Here is a 21,795-nt window from a genome sequence, read left to right as displayed (position 1 = left end):
AAAATAGTCCCTAAAGATACAATAAATACTTACAATAAATTATAAGCTACACTAAAATTCTTAGGTTATTATTTGCTGGATCTGGAGTAATTCATTCTATACTGAGAATGATTTAGATCTAGAAAAACACTAATAACCCTTAAGAAAAGGAAGTGTTACAATATACTTAGTTTCCACTCCCGCTTTATTTTTTATTTGAAAAGTACCCCCCATAACACTAACGGTTTTTTGTACAATAGCTAGCCCTACGCCTGAATCTACAGTATCATTTACCTGAATTAAAGGATTCAAAGCACTGTCTAATTTAGCTCCAAAAATTCCTATTCCCGAATCTATTACACTAAACTTGACAAAATAAAAGTCTTTTTCTTCAACTTGGAATTTAATTTTCAATCTAACTTTACCTTTTTCTGGCGTAGATTTAATTGAATTACTAATTAAATTAAATAAGATTTGGGTAACTCTAATCGAGTCGCCTGTTAAAACAGCAGGAACTTCTTTATCTATAGAAATTTTAAAATCAATTCTTTTTTGTTGGACTTTTGTCAAAAAAGTCTCGTGCACCAAACGAGTTAATTGACTCAAATTAAATGGCTTATTAGAAAACTCAACTTGTCTTGATTCCATTTTGGCTAGATCTAAGATGTCATCAATAATTACTAACAAAATATCTCCTGACATCTTGAGGTATTGCAATTGAGTTTTTTGATCTGGACTTATGGGCGAACTGTTTAATAATAAATTAGTAAATCCTAAAATAGCATTAAGTGGGGTGCGTATTTCATGATTCATATTAGACAAGAATTGATTTCTCGACAAGGCTAATTGTTCTGAGCGTTCTTTTTCCTTGACTAATTTCTTATTTATAGTTTCTAATAATCCTCTAGAAACCATTGCCGATTTAAGCTCTTCTATGTAGGTATTGAATCCCATACAAAAAACATCTAATTCGTCATGAGCTTCAGAAATAGGCAAATAATTAAAAAAATCTCCCGCAAAACAGTTGGATATGTGTTCCACAATTATGGCGGTTCTTCTTTTTTTAGATTCTATTTTCTCGGCTAAAAACAATAATTCTTGATACACATCGTCTAGACTATCTCCATAGGTTAGTTGCTCCTGAAACTCATCTTCGTTAATGGAGCGGACTAAGGCTAAGATTTTTTCTAGTTGAGACATCTAACACTTTTTTTTGATGAAATTGTATATATTGTGGATTGTATTTTCCTTGAAAAGAAAAGTAAAAAAATTATTTCTACCACAAAGAATAAATATAAGAAATATCCATTAAAAGATACAACAATAAATAGTAATAAATTTGAAAACCATTTTGCATTTATTTTATCTTTCTTTAAGTTCTAACAACCAACTCATTGCCTTTTCGGTAGTAGTAAAAACATGGAAAGGCATGATAGGCTTTTTAAATTTCAGATAGGAATTAAAAATAAACTTTGTGACATGAGAGTTAACCAAAACAGCCACTGCATGCAAAAAATCTTGTCCGTATTGATCGGCATAATCACGAGCTTCTTTAGACATATTCGTTGCATTCCTTAAATCATACAACCAATATTGTTTTTGTCCTCCAGAAATTTCTTCTCTTTGCCTTATAATTTCTTTGATATTTACAAGATTTAATTCAGTATTTTTTTTGAATTTCGACATTAAAATATCTTTGTCAAACCAAAATTCAATACATTTTTCCATAATATAATTTTCGCTCATACTTCTATTCGTGCTTATCCAATATCTATGTAACCGTGTAAGTTTTATCTAATTATTTTTTCAAAGTTTGCCTTACCTATCTAAAATAATCTTCAAAAATTCTAATATCTAAAATTTAAACAGTTACTAAACTAGACGAATAAAGATTGTTCGTTTTTTTTCTTTATTTCATTCAGCCAATTCACCGCATCTTTTTTTTGAGTAAAACCTTTTAATGGAACAACAGGTTTTTTCAGTAACATAAACGTATTCAGCGTAAATTTTGCAATATGAGAATGGAATACTGCCGCACAAGCATGTAGATTATCTTGTCCATGTGATTCTGCATAATCGCGTGCTTCCTTATCATAGTATTCGATTCCTTTAAAATCATAACACCAATATTGTTTTTTACCAACTGATATTTCCGTTCGTAAGTCAATTAATGCTTTTATCCTTTCCAGGTTGACAATGATAGGTTTTTTAAATTGAGAATATAGAATACCATCTTCTATCCAAAATTTTACAAAATCATTTTCCAATTCTTTCATTTTCTATTTTTTCTTCATTTTTTGATTTTATTTCCAACAACCATTCTACTGCTTTTTCTCTATTGGTAAATACCTGAAAAGGAAAACCAGGCGATTTTAATTTCACATACATACAAAATATAAACTTTGTAACATGTGAATTTACAATCATTGCATTTGCATATATAAAATCTTGACCATGTATTTCAGCATAATCCCTTGCTTCTTTATTAAGGGAAACTAATTTTGTGCCATCCATACACCAATATTGATTTGTACTATTTGAAATTTTGTGTCTCAGTTCTATTAGATTAGACACAATTTTCACATCAAACTCAATAGGTTCTTTAAGCTCACTAAATAACACTCCATTTTCAAACCAAAATCGCGCATATTCATTTTCTATCGTTTCCATTTTCTTATATATTTGAATAAGAATTAATAATCTTAGAATTGTATGAGTCTCAAATTTTTAAGTATCCTAATGTAGGCAGAGTCTTTGAATCATATTTTTTTTTTATAATCAGTTGTTAATACATGATAACTTTTAGATTTCCCTACATCATTTCCTCTTTTATCACATAATACATAATTAGTTTTTTTATTATATTTCTGGGAAGAAAAAGTATCACATAAAAACTATTCTTTGTTCTTACTATCTATTAAAATAGTTACTGGGCCATCATTAAGCAAACTGACTTTCATATCAGCACCAAATTCTCCCGTTTGAACTTTTTTTCCCATTTCTGATTCTAATTTTCGAACAAAATTTTCATACAGTGGAATGGCAATTTCGGGTTTAGAAGCTTTTATGTACGAAGGTCTATTTCCCTTTTTAGTTCCGGCATGCAGTGTAAACTGACTTACTACAATAATATCGCCATCAATATCTTGAACGGATAGATTCATCACATTATTTTCATCACCAAAAATGCGAATCTTAGCAATTTTAGCAACCAACCAATCGATATCTTCTTGCACATCGGCATCTTCGATACCTACAAGAATCAATAGCCCTTTTTGGATTGAAGCGACAATTTTATTTTCGATAGTAACTGAAGCTTCAGTAACTCTTTGAATTACAACTCTCAAAATAATGGTGAATTATTAATTATAAATGATTCATTAGCTTCTTAGTTCATCACTTTGTTTTCGATCATCATCATAAATATCAGTGCGATAATGTTCGTCATCTCCTTCCAATATTTTTAAATAACTATTGTAGCGTGACCACGCGATTTCATCATTTTCCAAAGCCGTTTTCACAGCACATTTAGGCTCTTCTTTATGCAAACAATTATTGAATTTGCACTGGTCTTTTAATTTGAAAAATTCTGGAAAATAACTACTTATTTCCTCTTTTTCCATATCAACAATTCCAAAACCTTTGATACCTGGAGTATCAATTATTCGGGCACCAAAAGACAAATCATACATTTCGGCAAAAGTAGTGGTATGCTGTCCTTGTTTGCTGGATTCAGAAATTTGTTTTGTTTTAAGGTCTAAAGTGGGCTCTAATGCATTCACTAAAGTGGATTTCCCCACTCCTGAATGTCCAGAAAACATACTTACCTTGCCAATCATTAATTCTCTTAATTCGTCAACCCCTTTTTTCTCAGTTGAAGAAACACGTAGACATTTATATCCAATATTTTGATACACATGTTGCATATACAACTGTTCATCAAGAGTATCTTCATTAAAAGTGTCAATTTTATTAAAAACCAATATCGTTTCAATTCTGTAAGCCTCAGCAGTAACTAAAAATCGGTCAATAAAATTAAAAGTCGTGGGTGGATTATTTACGGTAATCAACAAAAAGACACAGTCAATATTTGCTGCAATAATGTGCATTTGATGTGATAAATTCACTGATTTCCGAACGATATAATTCTTTCTTTCGTGAATAGTATGAATAGTACCCGTAACAATATCTGAGGATTCATCCAATTCATAATCTACCACATCTCCTACAGCAATAGGATTGGTGCTTTTAATTCCTTTGATACGAAACTTCCCTTTCATACGGCATTCCATAAAATCTCCTTGTTCTGATTTTACGGTGTACCAACTCCCTGTAGATTTATAAACGATTCCTGTCATTCAGATTTTAGATTGCAGATTAGGCGATATTAGATTTTTGATTTTGATATAAACTCTACAAAGATAACGGATTTATGATTTTAGAATACCCTAAATAAACAAAAAATCCCAAAACATAAAGTCTTGGGATTTCTTAAATTTAAATTCTACATTACCGAATTCTCAAATCAGAAATCGTTAATCTACAATCATACATCAACTATCCGTTGATAATTTTCTCTTGGTGCTCAATACTTTCTTGGTGAATGTCTTTGAATAATTTTACGATAAACTCTTCTGATAATCCTTTTTTACCACCTTCAGCAATCATTTTCTCTTGGATTTCATTCCAACGAGTATTTTGCAAAACAGCTACATTGTTTTCTTTTTTCACCTGACCAATTTCGTCAGCTACTTTCATTCTTTTCCCTAAAAGATCTAATAAATTAGCGTCTAAAACGTCGATATTAGCTCTTAATTTTGACATTTTTTGAGTAAAATCAGCAGTATCTCCGCTTACTTTTCTAATTTTCAAGTCTTTCAAGATTTGTTTCAACGCATCTGGTGTAACTTGTTGAGCAGCATCAGACCAAGCATTATCTGGATCAATATGCGTTTCGATAATCATACCATCATAGTTCAAATCTAAAGCTTCCTGAGTTACTTCAAGAATCATGTTACGATTTCCAGTAATGTGAGATGGATCGATGATTAATGGTAAATCAGGGAATTTATTTTGCAATTCGATAGCAATTTGCCATTCAGGAATATTTCTGTATTTTGTTTTCTCATAAGTAGAAAAACCTCTGTGGATTACTCCTAAATTCTTGATACCAGCCATGTGTAAGCGCTCTACACCACCTAACCATAAAGCCATATCTGGATTTACAGGGTTTTTAACTAATACAATTTTATCAGTTCCAGCCAATGTATCAGCAATTTCCTGAACTGCAAATGGATTAGCTGTTGTACGAGCTCCAACCCATAATACATCGATATCATATTCTAAAGCTAATTTACAGTGAGCAGCTGTAGCAACCTCAGTTCCCATCAACAATCCTGTTTCTTCTTTCGCTTTTTTCAACCATTTTAATCCTATTTCTCCAATTCCTTCAAATCCTCCTGGACGAGTTCTTGGTTTCCAAATTCCTGCTCTAAATACGCTTACATCAGAATTTTTCAATTCGTGAGCAATTTTCAATACTTGCTCCTCAGTTTCAGCACTACAAGGTCCTGCTATCACAAATGGATGATTCAATTTGAAAGCATCCAACCAATTTCTCATTTCTTTTGTGTTTTCCATCTTTTTAGTTATTTATTCTTTTAATTATGTGTTGTTATTATTGTTCTGTTTTACTTTATTTTTTAACGCCTATTCCGTTTAATATTTCTCTAATTTTATTCACACTTGCCATCTCATCATATATTGCATTATAATCATCCTGTGCTAACAAATCTCTAAATTGTGTTAGATTAGAAATATATTCTTCTAATGATTCTAAAACCTGTGCTTTATTTTGTTCGAAAATAGGCGTCCACATGGCTGGCGAACTTTTAGCTAAACGCACCGTACTTTCAAAACCGGAACCTGCCATATCAAAAATATCTTGCTCGTGCTTTTCTTTTTCAATCACCGTTTTCCCTAACATAAAGGAACTAATGTGCGATAAATGCGAAACATAAGCAATATGTTTATCATGGGATTTTGGATCCATATAACGAATACGCATTCCCATTTTTTTAAAAACTTGCAATGCTTTTTCCTGTAATTTGAAAGCTGTTTTTTCTACTTCGCAAATGATATTTGTTTTATCTCTAAACAAATCTCTCATCGCCGCAGAAGGTCCCGAAAATTCAGTTCCCGCAATAGGATGAGTGGCAATAAAATTTCTTCTTTTAGGATGATCCGCTACCGCTTTACAAATTGGATTCTTAGTCGAACCTACTTCTAAAACAATGGCGTTTTCTCCAACTAAATCCAATACCTGAGGCAATAAACTAATAGCAACATTTACAGGAACCGAAACAATTACAAAATCGGCTTCAGCCAAATCTACCATCGTAGCTGCAACATCAATAACTCCTAACTCTAATGCTTGCTGCACGTGTTTTTCGTTAGTATCAATCCCGTAAATAGTGGCATTTGGATACAGCGCTTTGATGTCTAAAACCATCGAACCACCTATTAAACCAATACCTATTACAAAAATCCTCTCCCCAGCCCTCTCCAAAGGAGAGGGAGCCGAAACTTGAGATGTATTGCTATTACTTTTTGTCATAATTATTCTATTAATTGCTCAAAACCCCCTCCTTTGGAGGTATTGGGAGGAATCTATCTATTGCTTCCTGCACTTTTTCTTCTTTCACACACAATGCAAATCGAATATATCCTTCTCCATTAGAACCAAAAATAGTTCCCGGAGCAATAAAAATATATTTTTCGTGCAAAATCTGATCGATGAACTTTTCGGCTGATGCTATTCCTTCAGGCAATTTTGCCCAAACAAATAACCCTACTCCTTCTTTGTATACTTCACAGCCTAATTTTTCAGCTAACTGCTCTGTTAAAACGCGGCGTCTTTTATATATTTCATTCATGGAATCAAACCATGATTGATCACTCTTTAATGCTTCAATAGCGCCTTTTTGGATTCCAAAAAACATTCCGCTATCCATATTACTTTTTACTTTTAAAACAGCATCGATAAGCTCAGCGTTTCCTAAAACCATTCCTACTCGCCATCCCGCCATATTAAAAGTCTTACTCAATGAGTTCAACTCTAAAGCCACATCTTTAGCTCCTTCCACCTGTAACAAACTCATCGGTTTGTCATTCAAAACAAAACTATATGGATTGTCATTTACTAACAGTATATTGTTTCTTTTAGCAAAAGCTACTAACTTTTCAAACAAGTCTAAACTTCCTCTTGCTCCTGTAGGCATGTGCGGATAGCCTATCCACATTAGCTTCACTTTTGATAAATCTAATTTTTCTAAGGCTTCAAAATCAGGTTCCCAGTTATTGGATTCTGCCAAATCATAATAAACCGCTTCTGCTCCTACTAAATTCGTCACCGAAGTATAGGTTGGATATCCTGGATTAGGAATTAAAACCTGATCTCCTTCGTTCAAAAATGCCAACGAAATGTGCATGATTCCTTCTTTCGAACCCATCAAAGGTAAAATTTCGGTATTTGGATTTAATGCTACCTGAAAATTATTCTTGTAGAAATTAGCCATACTACTTCTCAATTCTGGCAAACCTTGATAACTTTGATACCCATGTGCATTTTCATCTTGTATTGCCAATGCTACGGCATCAAGAACAGCTTGAGACGGTGCCAAATCAGGGCTTCCAATCCCCATATTGATAATTGGTTTTCCTTCTGATGCCAATTGTCTCACTTCTCTCAATTTTGATGAAAAGTAGTATTCCTCAACTGTATTTAATCTATTTGCTGTTGTAATCATGATTTGCATGCTCTTTATAGAGTTTTTCTATCTTTTTCCTTGTCATCCTGAGCGAAGTCCAAGAACTTCTAACCTTTTATAAACTTCTAACTTATCAAAGGTTTGGTATTTCTATATTCCCCCAATACTTTAAAATATTCTGCCATAATGGCTAATAACGATTTTGCTTTGGCGTAATCTTCATATTTTTCGAAAGTAACATCCACGAAAAAAGAATATTTCCAAGGTGTTTCAATTTTTGGTAACGATTGAATTTTAGTCAAATTCATTTTACAATCACTCATTACATTCAAAACTGCTGCTAGACTTCCACGTTTATGATCCAATTCAAATTTTAAAGAAGCTCTATTTATTTCGTTTTCCGGAACAAATGAATTCTCTTTATTAATGATAACAAAACGAGTCATGTTATTTTTTATCGTTTGAATTTCGGGAGCCAAAATTTCTAAACCATACATTTCAGCAGCTACTTTACTGGCAATTGCCGCCACTCCTTTTAGTTGATTTTCCTGAATTCTACGAGCTGTTTCAGCCGTATCTTTATCTTCAACTAATTTGATGTGTGGGTATTGTTTCAAGAAATCCATACATTGCAACAATGCCATTGGATGCGAATAAACTTCTTTTATATCAGCAATACTTTGTCCTTTTAATGCCATCAAATTTTGATGAATTCTCAAATAATGTTCCCCGATAATATGTAAATCATTCTTATCAATTAACGCATAGTTTGGAATAATTGGACCTGCAATAGAATTCTCTATAGCCATTACTGCCTGAGCTGATTTCCCTGACAAAAGGCTATCTACTAATTCGTCAAAAGACAAACACTCATCTACAACCACATCTTGATTATAATATTCCTGAGCCACCTGATGATGAAAAGAACCTACTATACCTTGTATCGCAATTTTTGCTTCCATTTATTCAAAAAAAAATCCTGATTTTCATCAGGATTGTATATTAGTTTTATTTGTTTTCTAAATTTTCAAATTACCATAGCACAATCCTTATCTCTCGCTAAAGAAATAAAAAGAAGTACTAAAATAGAAACGGTTATTTGACATTTGATATAAAATTATCTGTAAATATTTTTTTTACTTTGCAAATGTAGAATTAATTTTCAATTCAGCAAAAAATATTTTGCATTTTGTACAAAAAAAACAAAGCAATGCATTTTCTGTTTATTTTTGCTTTAAATATCAAAGAAACATGTCAATAGAAGTAAAAAATATTTCCAAAAGTTATGGTGACCAAAAGGCATTGGACAACATTTCATTTGCTATAAAAAAAGGAGAAATCGTTGGCTTTTTAGGCCCAAATGGAGCTGGAAAATCAACCTTAATGAAAATATTGACAACCTATCTCACTGCCGATGAAGGAACAGCTTTAGTCAATGAGCAAGACATCATCAATAATCCAAAAGCAGTTCAACTTTCTATTGGTTATTTGCCAGAGCATAATCCTTTGTATTTGGATTTATACGTGAGAGAATATTTGGCTTTTAATGCTGATGTTTACAAAGTAGCTAAATCTAGAATCGACGAAGTAATTCAACTCACAGGATTAAACACCGAAAGCCATAAAAAAATAAGCCAACTATCTAAAGGGTATCGCCAACGTGTAGGATTGGCTAACGCACTTCTTCATAATCCCGATGTATTAATTCTGGATGAACCAACAACAGGATTAGACCCAAATCAATTATTAGAAATACGCAATGTGATTAAAAATGCAGGAAAAGACAAAACTGTTTTTCTTTCTACCCATATTATGCAGGAAGTAGAAGCGATTTGCGATCGTGTAATTATCATTGACAAAGGAAAAATTGTTGCCGACAAAAAATTAGACCATTTAATATCAGAAGATAAACAGCAAATTATCGAAGTCGAATTTGATTATAAAATTGAAGAACAAGCTATCGCTAAAATTGAAAATTTAGTAGCTTACAAAAACACCCACGACATGACCTGGGAACTGACTTTTAAAGCTGAGAAAGATATGCGTCCTGCTGTTTTTGACTTTGCCAACGCGAATGGATTAAAAACACTCCAACTCAATCAAAAGAATAAAAACCTGGAAGCTATTTTTAGAGAGATTACGAAGTAGTTGGCAGTGATCCAGATTTTAGTAATCAGTCTGAACAAAAAAAGCATCATTTCAATTTGAGACGATGCCTTTGCTATATAAAATTGTTTATAGTTCTAAAACAACTGACTTGCTATTTGATGAATATTATCTGATTTCCCCATTGAATAATAATGCAAACAAGGCACTCCAAACTCAATTAATTCCTTAGATTGTTGAACTGCAAATTCTACACCTATCTGACGAACTGCGGCGTTGTCTTTAGCATTTTCAATTTCGCTAATTAAACTTTCTGGCATATCCAACCAAAAAACTTGTGGTAACAATTGCAAATGACGTTTTACAGCTACTGGTTTGATTCCGGGAATAATTGGAACTGTAATCCCAATTGCTCGAGCGGCTTCCACAAATCGAAAATAACGTTGGTTGTCAAAAAACATTTGGGTTACAATATAATCGGCTCCAGCATCTACTTTTTCTTTCAATCGTTTCAAATCAGCATCCAAACTTGGTGCTTCGATGTGTTTTTCGGGATAACCTGCTACACCTACGCAAAAATCAGGAGCATTTGCAATTGGTAATTCACCATGCAAAAATTGCCCTGCATTCATCGCTTTAATTTGTTTCACTAAATCTACTGCATAATGATTTCCTCCAATAGCTGGTTCGAAATATTTTTCGCCTTTCATAGGATCTCCACGCAAAGCCACTAAATTATCAATATTCAAATACTGACAATCTACCAATAAATATTCGGTTTCTTCCTTAGTAAAACCACCACACAACACATGCGGAATAGCATCTACCCCATATTTATGTTGGATAGAAGCACAAATTCCAACTGTTCCTGGACGCATACGTGTAATACGACGATCAAAAAGTCCATCTTTTTCGATATACACATACTCTTCTCTCGAAGTCGTTACATCAATAAATGGCGGTTTAAATTCCATTAATGGATCAATATTTACGTATAAATCATTGATATTACTCCCTTTTTGAGGTGGTACAATTTCAAAAGAGAATAAAGGTTTCCCTTTTGCGTTTTCTATATGCTGCGTTACTTTCATTATTTTAGTTGATGGTTGTAAGTTGATAGTTGTTAGGTTATTTCTAACGACTAAATTCTTTTTTTATAATAATTTATAAATCCATTTAATAGCTTTTTGCATAATTGAATTTGTTCAAATGCAATATTGAAATTATTTTCGTCAATATACTTCTGATCCAATGCTAAATAATATTGAGTTTCTAATTCATATAAAGAACCTCTTGAAATATGCAAAAAGTGCAATGTATCTTTAGATGTTTGTCGACCACAACCTTCTGCAATGTTTGAAGGTATTGAAATCGCGGCTCTTCTCATTTGATTTATTAAGCCAAACAATTCTTCTTTTGGAAATAATTTAGATGAATCATACAACAAATTAACTAGTTTTCTAGCTTCTACCCAAACCTCTAATTTATTGTACTCCATTATTTAGTTGTTAGTTTATTGTTGTTGGTTGTTAGATTTTTTTGTTTCAACATCCCTCTATCAACTAAAAACCATCAACCATCAACTAAATTTTAATCTGCAATATTAGGACTCAACCATCTAGTGGCTTTGTCTGTTGAGATACTTCTTCGTTTAGCGTAATCAATTACCTGGTCTTCTTTTATTTTTCCAAGTCCAAAATACCTACTTTCAGGATTAGCAAAATAATAACCAGAAACTGCCGCCGCTGGCCACATAGCCATACTTTCGGTCAAAGTTACTCCAATTTCTTCTTCCACTTTTAACAATTTCCAAATGGTTGGTTTCTCCAAGTGGTCAGGACAAGCTGGATATCCTGGCGCAGGACGAATTCCGGCATACACCTCTTCAATCATCGCTTCGGTTGTTAAAGTTTCATCTGGAGCATAACCCCAAATTTCTTTACGGATTTGTTCGTGCAAATATTCGGCGAAAGCTTCAGCCAAACGATCTCCTAAAGCCTTAACCATGATCGAGTTGTAATCGTCTAAATTATCTCGGTATTCATCTGCCCATTCATCTACACCAAAACCAGTTGTTACACAAAAAGCACCCATGTAATCGGTCACTCCATTGTCTTTTGGCGCAATAAAATCAGCCAAAGCTATATTTGGAGCTCCTTTCGTTTTTTGTGCCTGCTGACGCAAAGTCAGGAATTTCTCCAATTCTTTTCCGTTTTCGTCATACAACTGAATATCATCATCATTCACTTGGTTCGCAGGGAAGATTCCGTAGATCCCTTTTGCAGTGAATTTCTTTTCTTTCAAAATTACTTCTAACATTTCTTTTGCATCCGCAAAAACTGAAGTTGCTTGTTCCCCCACAACCTCATCGGTCAAAATTGCCGGATATTTTCCAAACAATTCCCATGTTCTAAAAAATGGTGTCCAGTCGATATACGGTACCAAAACATCCAAATCTACTTCGAAACTTTTTGTTCCAATGAAATTTGGTTTCTTAGGCGTATAATTTGCCCAATCCAACTGCAATTTATTTTTACGGGCATCTTCAATCGTTAAGAAATTTTTATCTCTCGAACGATTTAAAAATGTTTCTCTAAAAGCATCGTATTCTTCACGAATACCAGCCATATAAGTTTCCTTATTCTGATCTAATAAATTCCCAGCCACAGTTACCGCTCTCGAAGCATCATTAACATGTATAGCCGTAGCGCGATATTGCGGTGCAATTTTCACAGCAGTATGCGCTCGCGAAGTAGTTGCCCCACCAATCATTACGGGAATTGTTAGATTTCTTCTATCTAATTCTTTAGCCAAAAACACCATTTCGTCTAGCGAAGGCGTAATCAAACCACTCAATCCAATAATATCTACTTCATGTTCTAATGCTGCTGCAATAATTTTTTCTGGAGGAACCATTACTCCAAGGTCAATGATTTCATAATTATTACAAGCCAACACCACCGAAACAATATTTTTTCCAATATCATGAACATCTCCTTTTACGGTTGCCATCAATATTTTTCCGTTCCCTTCCTTATCTCCTACTTGTTTAGCAGCTTCAATAAATGGCAACAAATAAGCGACCGCTTTTTTCATTACACGTGCCGATTTTACCACCTGTGGCAAAAACATTTTTCCTGAACCAAACAAATCCCCAACAACATTCATTCCTGTCATTAAGTTGATTTCGATTACCTCAATTGGTTTGGTAGCCGCTAATCTGGCTTCTTCTACATCTTCTTCAATAAAGGCATCAACTCCTTTTACCAACGAGTGCGTAATTCTTTCCTGTACCGTTCCAAAACGCCATTCTTGTACTTCTTTTTCATTTGTTTTTGGTCCGCCTTTTACATTTTCAGCAAAATCTAACAAACGCTCGGTAGCATCATCACGACGGTTCAAAATCACGTCTTCTACATGCTCCAATAAATCCTTCGGAATATCATCATAAATGGTCAACATTTCAGGATTTACAATCCCCATTGTCATTCCGTTCTTGATAGCATGATACAAGAAAACCGAGTGCATTGCCTCTCTTACCGTATCATTTCCACGGAAAGAAAACGAAACGTTACTCACACCACCACTAATGTGTGCGTGTGGTAAATTTTCTCTCACCCATTTCGTTCCTCTAAAGAAATCCAAAGCATTCAAGCGGTGTTCTTCCATACCGGTTGCCACTGGAAATATATTTAAATCGAAAATAATATCCTGAGGAGGAAAACCAACTTTATCTACCAAAATATCATACGAACGTTGGCAAATTTCAACTCTACGTTCAAAATTATCGGCCTGACCTACTTCGTCAAAAGCCATGATAATCGCCGCAGCTCCGTAACGTTTGATTAATTTAGCATGATGAATAAACTGCTCTTCTCCTTCTTTTAGCGAAATCGAGTTTACCACACATTTCCCTTGTGCTACTTTCAATCCTGCCTCGATAATATGCCATTTCGAACTATCAATCATAATAGGCACACGGGCAATATCGGGTTCGGCAGCAATCAAGTTTAAGAATTTCACCATTGCATATTCACCATCTAGCATTCCCTCATCCATGTTAATATCGATGATTTGCGCTCCTCCTTCTACCTGTTCCTTAGCAATACTGAGTGCTTCATCGTATTTCTCCTCTTTGATCAATCGAAGAAATTTTCTAGACCCTGTAACATTTGTACGCTCTCCAATGTTTACAAAAACACTCTCGGGCGTAATAATCAAAGGTTCTAATCCCGATAAAACTAAATTTCTTCTTGGTTCTACTACTGCCATTTTTTTATTTTATTTTTTTATGCCAATGGAATAAATTCCGTTGCTACAAAATTGATCGTTCCTAAAGAACTTTTATATTTTTATTCGTCCAAGTCATTGCGAGGGACGAAGCAATCTCACTATCTGCCTCCTCATTTTTGTCATTCCGACGAAGGAGGAATCTCATCAAGTTACATCCGTTATGTGATTCCTTTGTACCTCGGAATGACACAAACTAAACTTTTATATTTTTATTCTCTTTGTGTGCACGGATTACAAATCTGCGCTAACTGGTGGTTTAACATCCCTTTGATAATTCCAAATTAAATTATCAAGTTTTTTTGGTGTAATTTTAAAACCAGACTTTTTTAATTCATTTGCCACTTCAACAAGAATAAGTTGACAATCGTTTAAACTTACTTTTTCACCTGAAATATTCTCTAAAAAGCGAACAATCATTCTATCTGGTTTTATCAATTCATCTGAACCAGCAAGCATAAAAAAATAAGTTAAAGAAATTCCACTATTTTGACCTGGTATCTTTTTTATTTCAATTTCAAATTGCTCACTAGTAATGATTTTTTCAACATCACTTAATTTTTCAATTTTAAATTTTTGTAAGACCTCCAAAAATAATATAACCGCCTCTGATTTTAAAATACCACTTCTTGTGGAAGTCCTTTGTCGATTTTGATAAATATTTTCAGTTAATTCTCTGATAGATGGTTCTTTCATTAACTTCAAAAAATCTGATGTTGTGAGTTCTTCAGAATTTGAAAATTTATCAATTTTGTAATACTCACAGAAGCGATTTATTGTATTTTCAACTATTTCATATTTCACCCCAATTGAAAATACAGAATCAATAACACATATTGGCAAGTGTTTATAAGAATACACAGATGGAAGCTCATAGTCTTTTTTATCAGCAAAAATCTCATTACAAAATGCCGTTGTTTTTATGACAATTTCTTTATTCATATAATTTAATATTCTTTAGACCCTAGTCAAAATCACAAACTAATCTACAACCTCGCCTCAGAAACCCTCGGCTTGTATTTTGCCGCAGCTTCTGCAATTAATCGGATATGATCTGGGGTTGTACCACAACAACCACCAATGATGTTTACCAGACTATCCTCTAAATATTCAACAATAAAAGCCTGTGTTTGTGCTGGTGTTTCGTCATATTCTCCAAAGGCATTTGGCAATCCCGCATTGGGGTGTGCAGACACATTGAAAGAGGTATTATGTGACAAAGTCTGTAAATACGGTTTCAACAAATCGGCTCCTAGAGCACAATTGAATCCTACACTCAACAATGGAATATGCGATACTGAAATCAAAAACGCTTCTACCGTTTGTCCAGAAAGTGTTCTTCCTGAAGCATCGGTAATGGTTCCTGAAACCATGATGGGAATATCAATACCGCGTTCGTCTTTTACTTCTTCGATAGCAAAAAGTGCCGCTTTAGCATTTAGCGTATCAAAAATGGTTTCAACCAACAATAAATCAGAACCTCCGTCCATCAACGCTTCTACTTGTTGTTTGTATGCAATGCGTAAATCATCAAAAGTTACTGCTCTGTATCCTGGATCATTCACATCTGGAGACATACTCGCTGTTCTGTTTGTTGGCCCAATAGAACCAGCAACAAAACGAGGTTTTTCTGGATTTTTAGCGGTGAATTCGTCGGCTACTTGACGGGCAATTTTTGCTGATTCGTAGTTCAACTCGTAAACCAAATCTTCCATGTGATAATCGGCCATACCGATAGTGGTACCAGAGAAAGTATTGGTTTCCACAATATCAGCTCCAGCCTCAAAATAAGCGGCATGAACTTCGGCAATGGCTTTAGGCTGCGTTAGTGACAACAAATCGTTGTTTCCTTTAAGAGAATGCGGAAAATCTTTGAAACGTTCACCTCGAAAATCATCTTCCGAAAAATTGTAACGTTGCAACATGGTTCCCATAGCTCCATCGAGAACGAGTATTCTTTTTTTGATTTCTTCTTGAATGCTCCCCCTAAGCCCCAAAGGGGGAACTCCTGTATTGTCTTTTAAATCTTTTGTCATCAATTGTTATTTTTTAACCCCCAAGCATTTAGTAAATTAAATACTAATCTAAAACTTTATAATTCCCCCTTTGGGGGCTAGGGGATTTTGGAAATGCAAAGTAAAGCAATAGCCTTACCACTTGCAAGTGTTTTTTTATAGATTCTGAGAAGCTAAGTCCCTAAGATTCTAAGAAAAAAGCCCAAACCATATTTCAAGTTTGAGCTTTCCTATTTGAAAATCTTAGATTCTCAGAATCTTAGAAACTTAATTTTAGTTAATCGCTTTTACGACTGCTTTTGGTGCTTCTTTACGTGTTCCGTCAAATCCGTCAACACCTGAAACTGTTGTGTATTTCAACACGTAACGTTTTCCTGGATTGATGATTTGGTATGCCGCTTGACACATCAAAGTTGCTTCGTGGAAACCACAAAGAATCAACTTTAATTTCCCTGGATAGGTATTGATATCACCGATAGCAAAAATACCTGGAATATTCGTTTGGTAATCCAAAGCATTGTTTACTACAATAGCATTTTTCTCGATTTCTAATCCCCAGTTTCCAATAGGACCTAATTTAGGCGTTAATCCGAAAAGTGGAATAAAGTAGTCACAATCAATTTTACGGTGTGCTCCGTTTTCATCTAAATCAATAGATTCTACGTGCTCTGCTCCGTTGATACCCACTACCTCAGCAGGAGTAATCATACGAATTTTTCCAGCGTCTTTTAATTCTTGTACTTTTTCCACAGAATCTAAAGCACCACGGAATTCATTACGACGGTGAACCAAAGTTACTTCTGAAGCTACATCAGACAAGAAAATACTCCAGTCTAGTGCAGAATCTCCTCCACCAGCAATAACTACACGCTTGTTTCTGAATTCTTCCGGATCTTTGATAAAGTATTTAACTCCTTTATTTTCATAGAAATTAATTCCGTCGATTAACGGTTTTCTTGGTTCGAAACTTCCTAAACCACCAGCAATAGCAATTACTTTAGCGTGGAACTCTGTTCCTTCGTTTGAAGTTACAATAAATGTACCGTCTTCTTGTTTTTCGATAGTTTCAGCACGTTCACCTAATGTAAAACCTGGCTCAAACTGCTTGATTTGCTCCATCAAATTATCTACTAAATCACCAGCTAATACTTCTGGAAAACCAGGAATATCATAGATTGGTTTTTTTGGATACAATTCTGAAAGTTGACCACCAGGCTGTGGCAACGCGTCAAGAATATGACATTTCAATTTTAATAATCCTGCTTCAAAAACGGCAAATAAACCAGTTGGACCGGCTCCTATGATAAGGATGTCTGTTTCAATCATTGTTTTACTTATTATCCTCCCCCCAGCCCCCTCCGAAGGAGGGGGAGACTATGAGGAGTTTCTTGTGTTATACTTATTCTTACTAATTATTTGTTCAAAGAAACGAAAACTTTACTCTCTTTATAATGATAAAAATCATTTCGTAAATTCTTTGTTCTTTTCTCTTTATTCTATATTCTATTCTCTAAAAACTATTCTTTATTCTTCAACGATGCTGTGATTTCGTTCATTTTTTGTACTTTTTCTTCGAAGTCGCCTTTTAAAGTTTTGCGATAATCATTTAGGTTTTGCACCATTTGATTGATATCCTCTGGAATTACCTCTTCAAAAAACTCTCGCAAACGTTTGGCTGTTGTAGGCGATTTTCCATTGGTAGAAATAGCTATTTTGACATTTCCTTTGGTTACAATTCCTCCCAAATAATAATCACATAAATCAGGTGTATCGGCAATATTACAAATCAAATAACGCTTTCGAGACAACTCATAAACTCGCTTATTGACCTTTAAATCATCCGTACAAGCAATGACCATGTGGCGTTTGCGAAGCATCCAACGATTGAACTTTTTTGGAGTCAATTTTACAGTTGGATGTGCTGCTGCAAGAGTGACTAATTCGTCTAAAAAACGAGGGGCAACTACTTCAACATTCGCATTCGGACTGGATTTGAGTAAAAAAGACAACTTTTCTAAACCTACATTTCCACCACCAACAATAAGTACGCTCAGGTTATGTAATTTCAAAAAAATTGGATACAATTCATTCCTTCCCCCAACCCCCTCCGAAGGAAGGGGAGTAGAGACCTGATTATTGGGATATGATTCGTTTTCTTTCATTTTTATGCTTTAGCTAAATCTGCAGCTCTGTATGCTTCTAATTTTTCGAAAAAAGTAATTGCTTCTTGAATGTATTCTTTAGCAAAAGCTTCTGTTGGTTCATTTTTATTGATTTGGTAAACCAATTCTTTGAAAGAAGTTCCCAGTTCAATTTTGTTCCCTTCAACAAAAACAGTATCGAATGAATCAATGATTCCGGCGTGAGTGTTTGTTTTTTGTTTTTCGGCTAATAATAAAGCTTTCGCTCCATTTACAAATCCGGCATAGGCTTGATAGATAGAATCAGACCATTTTCCTTCTTCGAAAGATTCTTGAGCAACTGTTAATTTATCTTTGGCTTCGAATAATAAAGTAGCCACTAAGTCAATTACAACACCGGCACATTCTCCTACACCAACTGCTTTTACATAATTATCAGCGTTACCCCAATCTACAAAATCTTCTTCGGTAAGATTGGTAACATCTGCTAATGGTTTCAAGAATTCGTAGAAATATTTTTCTCCTTTAGCATCATAATAGTCTAAGAATTTTGCTCCGTTAGCATTTGCTTCAAAATCATTTAAGATTAAACGCAAGGCTTCTGGTCCACGACGGCTTGGGATTTTGATTACTTTATCCGAAAAACGACCGTTTCCGTTTCCTAAAATTCCTCCACCTAATAACACTTGTAATGCTGGCGCTACTAATTTACCTGCATTGATTGACATTCCTTGAAAACCAATTTCAGCCATATTGTGTTGTCCACAAGCATTCATACAACCACTAATTTTGATTGTAATTTCACTGTTATTAAGGTATTGTGGGTATTCTGTTTTAATCACTCTTTCTAGTTCATCAGCAATACCAGTACTACTTGCAATACCTAGATTACAGGTATCAGTTCCTGGACAAGCCGTGATATCGCCAATGGTATTGTATCCTAAATTAACCATATCTAACTTTGCCAATTCTTGGTAGAAGAACGGCAAGTTTTCTTCTTTAATATTACGGATCACAATGTTTTGACGTAAAGAAAAACGCAATTCGTTAGCACCGTAATTCTTAATCAAATCAGCTAATAATCTTGCTTTATCAATATAAAAATCTCCCAAAAGCACTTTTACACCAATACTAACATAACCTGCTTGTTTTTGAGCAATTACATTTGATTTTTTCCAAGCTTCAAAAGCTGCAACATCATCAATAGTAACTGTTGGCACTTCTAATAAAGGTTCTGTAATAGCTCCTTCAAAAGCAGTAGTATCAATTTCGTAAGAATGATACGGCAATGCTTTTTTCTCTGCTTCTACTAATCGCATGAACTCATCACGACCTATGTCCTTGATAAGGAATTTCAAACGGGCTTTTAAACGTTTGGCTCTTTCACCAAATCGGTCAAAAATTCTAATTACACCTTCGGCAGTTGGAATAATTTGATCTACAGGAATAAATTCAGAAAGTAATTCAGCATGACTTGGCTGAGAACCTAAACCACCACCTAACATTACTTTGAATCCTTTTTGTCCATCTACAATTTTAGGAATAAATCCTAAATCATGTAAATAACTCAAAGCTGTATCTTTCTCAGAAGAAGAGAACGAAATTTTAAATTTACGTCCCATTTCCTGATCTATTGGGTTACGCAATAAATATTGGAACAAACCATGTGCGTAAGGAGTCACGTCAAATGGTTCCTCGGTATCTACACCTGCCAATTCACTAGCGGTAATATTACGAACGGTATTCCCACAAGCTTCTCTTAAAGTAATATCGTCTTTGGCCAAATCAGCCCAAAGTTCTGGCGTTTTGTCTAAACTCACATAATGAATTTGAATATCCTGACGGGTTGTAATATGCAAACGACCCGTAGAATATTTTTCTGAAACATCAGTAATTCTTCTTAATTGCTCACTGGTAACTTTACCATACGGTATTTTAATACGAATCATTTGCACGCCTTCTTGACGTTGACCGTAAATACCACGAGCTAAACGAAGACTACGAAAACGTTCGTCATCAATTTTTCCGCCACGGAATGCGTGTATTTTTTTCTCTAAATCGATAATCTCTTTTTGGACAATCGGATTTTCTATTTCTGTTCTAAAACTTTCCATTTCTTATTTTTAGTTTATGGTTGGTGGTTGGTGGTTGTTGGCAGTATTACTATCAACTAAAAACCCGCAACTATCAACTATTTTATAAATCCTACTCCCGCAGTTGTGTTAGTTGTTGGATCAATTAAAATAAAAGCTCCGTTTGATTTGTTCTCATCATAAGCATCAAAATACAAAGCTTTGCTTAATTTGATATTTACTTCACCAATTTCATTAATTGCTAATTGAGTCGCTGGAGTTGTTCCAGAATAATCTGTTGCAATTACGTTCTTGATGCTATCTACTTTTGCCAAAACTCTATTGGTATTGTGTTGGATTAAGTATTTCGTTCCAGCAACTAATTTTTTGCTGTCCATCCAGCAAATTGTTGTAGTAATATCTTTTTCTATCTTAGGCAACTCACCTGATTTTACAATCATGTCTCCTCTAGTAACATTGATATCATTTTCTAACTCAAGAGTAATAGATGATCCCGCAACCGCCTCGTCAAATTGTTGATCAAAAAAGCGAATATTAGTTACCTTAGATTCTGTCAAAGAAGGAAGAACTGTTACTGCATCTCCTACTTTAATGTTGTTTCCGTATAATTTTCCAGCATATCCTCTAAAATCGTGGTATTCTTCCGTTTTTGGACGAATTACAGTTTGAACTGGAAAACGAGCTTTTCCATTATCATAAACATCTTTTGATTCTAAAGCTTCTAAATGCTGTAAAATAGTTTGTCCTGTATACCAAGGCATTTTACCTAAACTTTCTACAACATTATCTCCGGTTAAAGCACTCAATGGAATATAACTTACGTTTTGTTCCTTGTATGAACTCTTAGCATTCAATGCCTGGAAATCAGCTTTGATTTTGTTGTAAACTTCTTCCGAATAATCAACTAAATCCATTTTGTTTACTGCAACAATCACATCTTTTACTCTCAATAAATTATTGATAAAAAAGTGACGGTATGTTTGCTCAATCACGCCTTTACGAGCATCAATCAAAATAATCGATACTTGAGAAGTCGATGCACCTGTAACCATGTTACGCGTATATTCTACGTGACCTGGAGTATCGGCAATAATGTAACTTTTCTTAGCAGTAGAAAAATAAATATGCGCTACATCAATCGTGATTCCTTGCTCACGCTCAGCAACTAATCCATCAGTAGCCAATGAAAAGTCTAAATAATCATATCCTTTTTGTTTACTACTTTTTTCAATTGCTTCTAATTTATCTGTAGTCAATGATTGTGTGTCGTATAATAATCTTCCAATTAAAGTACTCTTCCCGTCATCTACACTTCCTGCTGTTGCTATTTTTAAAACTTCCATTCTTTTTTATGTTGTTGGTTGTTGGTTTATGGTTGTTGGTTTTTCTAAACATCAACTAA

Annotated in this window: 20 protein-coding genes; 1 reads left to right on the top strand and 19 read right to left on the bottom strand. The window is 34.3% G+C overall.

Going from position 1 to position 21,795, the window contains the following annotated elements; translation table 11 throughout:
- Positions 1 to 129: 129 nt before the first annotated feature.
- The 10 genes from AAGV28_RS00400 to AAGV28_RS00355 all read right to left on the bottom strand — a co-directional run bounded on the left by AAGV28_RS00400 (position 130) and on the right by AAGV28_RS00355 (position 8,710).
- Complete coding sequence (locus tag AAGV28_RS00400; protein WP_373404873.1) at positions 130 to 1,179, bottom strand: sensor histidine kinase; 1,050 nt, start codon at positions 1,177 to 1,179, stop codon at positions 130 to 132.
- A gap of 162 nt (positions 1,180 to 1,341) precedes the next feature.
- The gene (locus AAGV28_RS00395) at positions 1,342 to 1,725 is read right to left on the bottom strand and encodes a DUF7793 family protein (protein ID WP_373404872.1); all 384 of its coding nucleotides are present in this window, start codon (positions 1,723 to 1,725) and stop codon (positions 1,342 to 1,344) included.
- Positions 1,726 to 1,856: 131 nt separating this feature from the next.
- Positions 1,857 to 2,255 (bottom strand): DUF7793 family protein, encoded by a 399-nt coding sequence (locus AAGV28_RS00390; RefSeq protein WP_373404871.1) that lies wholly within the window; start codon positions 2,253 to 2,255, stop codon positions 1,857 to 1,859.
- The gene (locus tag AAGV28_RS00385) at positions 2,236 to 2,649 is read right to left on the bottom strand and encodes a DUF7793 family protein (protein ID WP_373404870.1); all 414 of its coding nucleotides are present in this window, start codon (positions 2,647 to 2,649) and stop codon (positions 2,236 to 2,238) included. The genes AAGV28_RS00390 and AAGV28_RS00385 overlap by 20 nt, the downstream gene beginning before the upstream one ends.
- A gap of 224 nt (positions 2,650 to 2,873) precedes the next feature.
- On the bottom strand, positions 2,874 to 3,326 hold the full coding sequence (dtd, locus tag AAGV28_RS00380; protein WP_373404869.1) for a D-aminoacyl-tRNA deacylase: 453 nt from the start codon (positions 3,324 to 3,326) through the stop codon (positions 2,874 to 2,876).
- Positions 3,327 to 3,359: 33 nt separating this feature from the next.
- Positions 3,360 to 4,337 carry a ribosome small subunit-dependent GTPase A gene (gene rsgA, locus AAGV28_RS00375; RefSeq protein WP_373404868.1) on the bottom strand — a complete coding sequence of 326 codons (978 nt, stop codon included), beginning with the start codon at positions 4,335 to 4,337 and terminating at the stop codon, positions 3,360 to 3,362.
- Between the two features lie 199 nt (positions 4,338 to 4,536).
- Positions 4,537 to 5,619, bottom strand: coding sequence for a chorismate mutase (locus AAGV28_RS00370; protein WP_373404867.1), 1,083 nt, complete (start codon positions 5,617 to 5,619; stop codon positions 4,537 to 4,539).
- A 55-nt stretch (positions 5,620 to 5,674) separates the two neighbouring features.
- The gene (locus tag AAGV28_RS00365; RefSeq protein WP_373404866.1) at positions 5,675 to 6,595 is read right to left on the bottom strand and encodes a prephenate dehydrogenase; all 921 of its coding nucleotides are present in this window, start codon (positions 6,593 to 6,595) and stop codon (positions 5,675 to 5,677) included.
- A 10-nt stretch (positions 6,596 to 6,605) separates the two neighbouring features.
- On the bottom strand, positions 6,606 to 7,787 hold the full coding sequence (locus AAGV28_RS00360; RefSeq protein ID WP_373404865.1) for a pyridoxal phosphate-dependent aminotransferase: 1,182 nt from the start codon (positions 7,785 to 7,787) through the stop codon (positions 6,606 to 6,608).
- An 86-nt stretch (positions 7,788 to 7,873) separates the two neighbouring features.
- On the bottom strand, positions 7,874 to 8,710 hold the full coding sequence (locus AAGV28_RS00355) for a prephenate dehydratase (RefSeq protein ID WP_373404864.1): 837 nt from the start codon (positions 8,708 to 8,710) through the stop codon (positions 7,874 to 7,876).
- Between the two features lie 289 nt (positions 8,711 to 8,999).
- Between AAGV28_RS00355 and gldA the strand changes: the two genes are divergently transcribed.
- The gene (gldA, locus tag AAGV28_RS00350; protein WP_373404863.1) at positions 9,000 to 9,896 is read left to right on the top strand and encodes a gliding motility-associated ABC transporter ATP-binding subunit GldA; all 897 of its coding nucleotides are present in this window, start codon (positions 9,000 to 9,002) and stop codon (positions 9,894 to 9,896) included.
- 95 nt (positions 9,897 to 9,991) lie between these two features.
- Here the strand turns inward: gldA and metF are convergent, their stop codons facing one another.
- The 9 genes from metF to AAGV28_RS00305 form a co-directional block, all read right to left on the bottom strand.
- Positions 9,992 to 10,945 carry a methylenetetrahydrofolate reductase [NAD(P)H] gene (gene metF / locus AAGV28_RS00345; protein WP_373404862.1) on the bottom strand — a complete coding sequence of 318 codons (954 nt, stop codon included), beginning with the start codon at positions 10,943 to 10,945 and terminating at the stop codon, positions 9,992 to 9,994.
- Positions 10,946 to 10,995: 50 nt separating this feature from the next.
- Entirely contained in the window at positions 10,996 to 11,352 is a 357-nt protein-coding gene (locus tag AAGV28_RS00340; RefSeq protein WP_373404861.1) for a four helix bundle protein, read from the bottom strand.
- A gap of 92 nt (positions 11,353 to 11,444) precedes the next feature.
- Positions 11,445 to 14,126, bottom strand: coding sequence for a methionine synthase (gene metH / locus AAGV28_RS00335; protein WP_373404860.1), 2,682 nt, complete (start codon positions 14,124 to 14,126; stop codon positions 11,445 to 11,447).
- 252 nt (positions 14,127 to 14,378) lie between these two features.
- Positions 14,379 to 15,086, bottom strand: a complete 708-nt coding sequence (locus AAGV28_RS00330) for a hypothetical protein (RefSeq protein ID WP_373404859.1) — start codon at positions 15,084 to 15,086, stop codon at positions 14,379 to 14,381.
- 44 nt (positions 15,087 to 15,130) lie between these two features.
- Positions 15,131 to 16,180, bottom strand: coding sequence for a homocysteine S-methyltransferase family protein (locus AAGV28_RS00325; RefSeq protein WP_373404858.1), 1,050 nt, complete (start codon positions 16,178 to 16,180; stop codon positions 15,131 to 15,133).
- A gap of 252 nt (positions 16,181 to 16,432) precedes the next feature.
- Complete coding sequence (locus AAGV28_RS00320; RefSeq protein ID WP_373404857.1) at positions 16,433 to 17,485, bottom strand: NAD(P)/FAD-dependent oxidoreductase; 1,053 nt, start codon at positions 17,483 to 17,485, stop codon at positions 16,433 to 16,435.
- Positions 17,486 to 17,676: 191 nt separating this feature from the next.
- Positions 17,677 to 18,321, bottom strand: coding sequence for a precorrin-2 dehydrogenase/sirohydrochlorin ferrochelatase family protein (locus AAGV28_RS00315; protein ID WP_373404856.1), 645 nt, complete (start codon positions 18,319 to 18,321; stop codon positions 17,677 to 17,679).
- A 2-nt stretch (positions 18,322 to 18,323) separates the two neighbouring features.
- A complete protein-coding gene (locus AAGV28_RS00310) occupies positions 18,324 to 20,414 on the bottom strand; it encodes a nitrite reductase (RefSeq protein ID WP_373404855.1) in 2,091 nt (696 codons plus the stop codon).
- A gap of 77 nt (positions 20,415 to 20,491) precedes the next feature.
- On the bottom strand, positions 20,492 to 21,736 hold the full coding sequence (locus AAGV28_RS00305; RefSeq protein ID WP_373404854.1) for a sulfate adenylyltransferase subunit 1: 1,245 nt from the start codon (positions 21,734 to 21,736) through the stop codon (positions 20,492 to 20,494).
- Positions 21,737 to 21,795 lie beyond the last annotated feature (59 nt).

The organism is Flavobacterium zubiriense (assembly GCF_041729725.1).
Lineage (GTDB): Bacteria > Bacteroidota > Bacteroidia > Flavobacteriales > Flavobacteriaceae > Flavobacterium > Flavobacterium zubiriense.
Note: the sequence above shows the minus strand (reverse complement) of the source record. Positions and strands in the feature narration are given on the sequence as shown.

Coding starts and splice junctions, on each gene's coding strand:
- AAGV28_RS00400 (WP_373404873.1), bottom strand. CDS start 1,179: ATGTCTCAACTAGAAAAAATCTTAGCCTTAGTCCGCTCCATTAACGAA.
- AAGV28_RS00395 (WP_373404872.1), bottom strand. CDS start 1,725: ATGAGCGAAAATTATATTATGGAAAAATGTATTGAATTTTGGTTTGAC.
- AAGV28_RS00390 (WP_373404871.1), bottom strand. CDS start 2,255: ATGAAAGAATTGGAAAATGATTTTGTAAAATTTTGGATAGAAGATGGT.
- AAGV28_RS00385 (WP_373404870.1), bottom strand. CDS start 2,649: ATGGAAACGATAGAAAATGAATATGCGCGATTTTGGTTTGAAAATGGA.
- rsgA (WP_373404868.1), bottom strand. CDS start 4,337: ATGACAGGAATCGTTTATAAATCTACAGGGAGTTGGTACACCGTAAAA.
- AAGV28_RS00370 (WP_373404867.1), bottom strand. CDS start 5,619: ATGGAAAACACAAAAGAAATGAGAAATTGGTTGGATGCTTTCAAATTG.
- AAGV28_RS00365 (WP_373404866.1), bottom strand. CDS start 6,595: ATGACAAAAAGTAATAGCAATACATCTCAAGTTTCGGCTCCCTCTCCT.
- AAGV28_RS00360 (WP_373404865.1), bottom strand. CDS start 7,787: ATGATTACAACAGCAAATAGATTAAATACAGTTGAGGAATACTACTTT.
- AAGV28_RS00355 (WP_373404864.1), bottom strand. CDS start 8,710: ATGGAAGCAAAAATTGCGATACAAGGTATAGTAGGTTCTTTTCATCAT.
- gldA (WP_373404863.1), top strand. CDS start 9,000: ATGTCAATAGAAGTAAAAAATATTTCCAAAAGTTATGGTGACCAAAAG.
- metF (WP_373404862.1), bottom strand. CDS start 10,945: ATGAAAGTAACGCAGCATATAGAAAACGCAAAAGGGAAACCTTTATTC.
- AAGV28_RS00340 (WP_373404861.1), bottom strand. CDS start 11,352: ATGGAGTACAATAAATTAGAGGTTTGGGTAGAAGCTAGAAAACTAGTT.
- metH (WP_373404860.1), bottom strand. CDS start 14,126: ATGGCAGTAGTAGAACCAAGAAGAAATTTAGTTTTATCGGGATTAGAA.
- AAGV28_RS00330 (WP_373404859.1), bottom strand. CDS start 15,086: ATGAATAAAGAAATTGTCATAAAAACAACGGCATTTTGTAATGAGATT.
- AAGV28_RS00325 (WP_373404858.1), bottom strand. CDS start 16,180: ATGACAAAAGATTTAAAAGACAATACAGGAGTTCCCCCTTTGGGGCTT.
- AAGV28_RS00320 (WP_373404857.1), bottom strand. CDS start 17,485: ATGATTGAAACAGACATCCTTATCATAGGAGCCGGTCCAACTGGTTTA.
- AAGV28_RS00315 (WP_373404856.1), bottom strand. CDS start 18,321: ATGAAAGAAAACGAATCATATCCCAATAATCAGGTCTCTACTCCCCTT.
- AAGV28_RS00310 (WP_373404855.1), bottom strand. CDS start 20,414: ATGGAAAGTTTTAGAACAGAAATAGAAAATCCGATTGTCCAAAAAGAG.
- AAGV28_RS00305 (WP_373404854.1), bottom strand. CDS start 21,736: ATGGAAGTTTTAAAAATAGCAACAGCAGGAAGTGTAGATGACGGGAAG.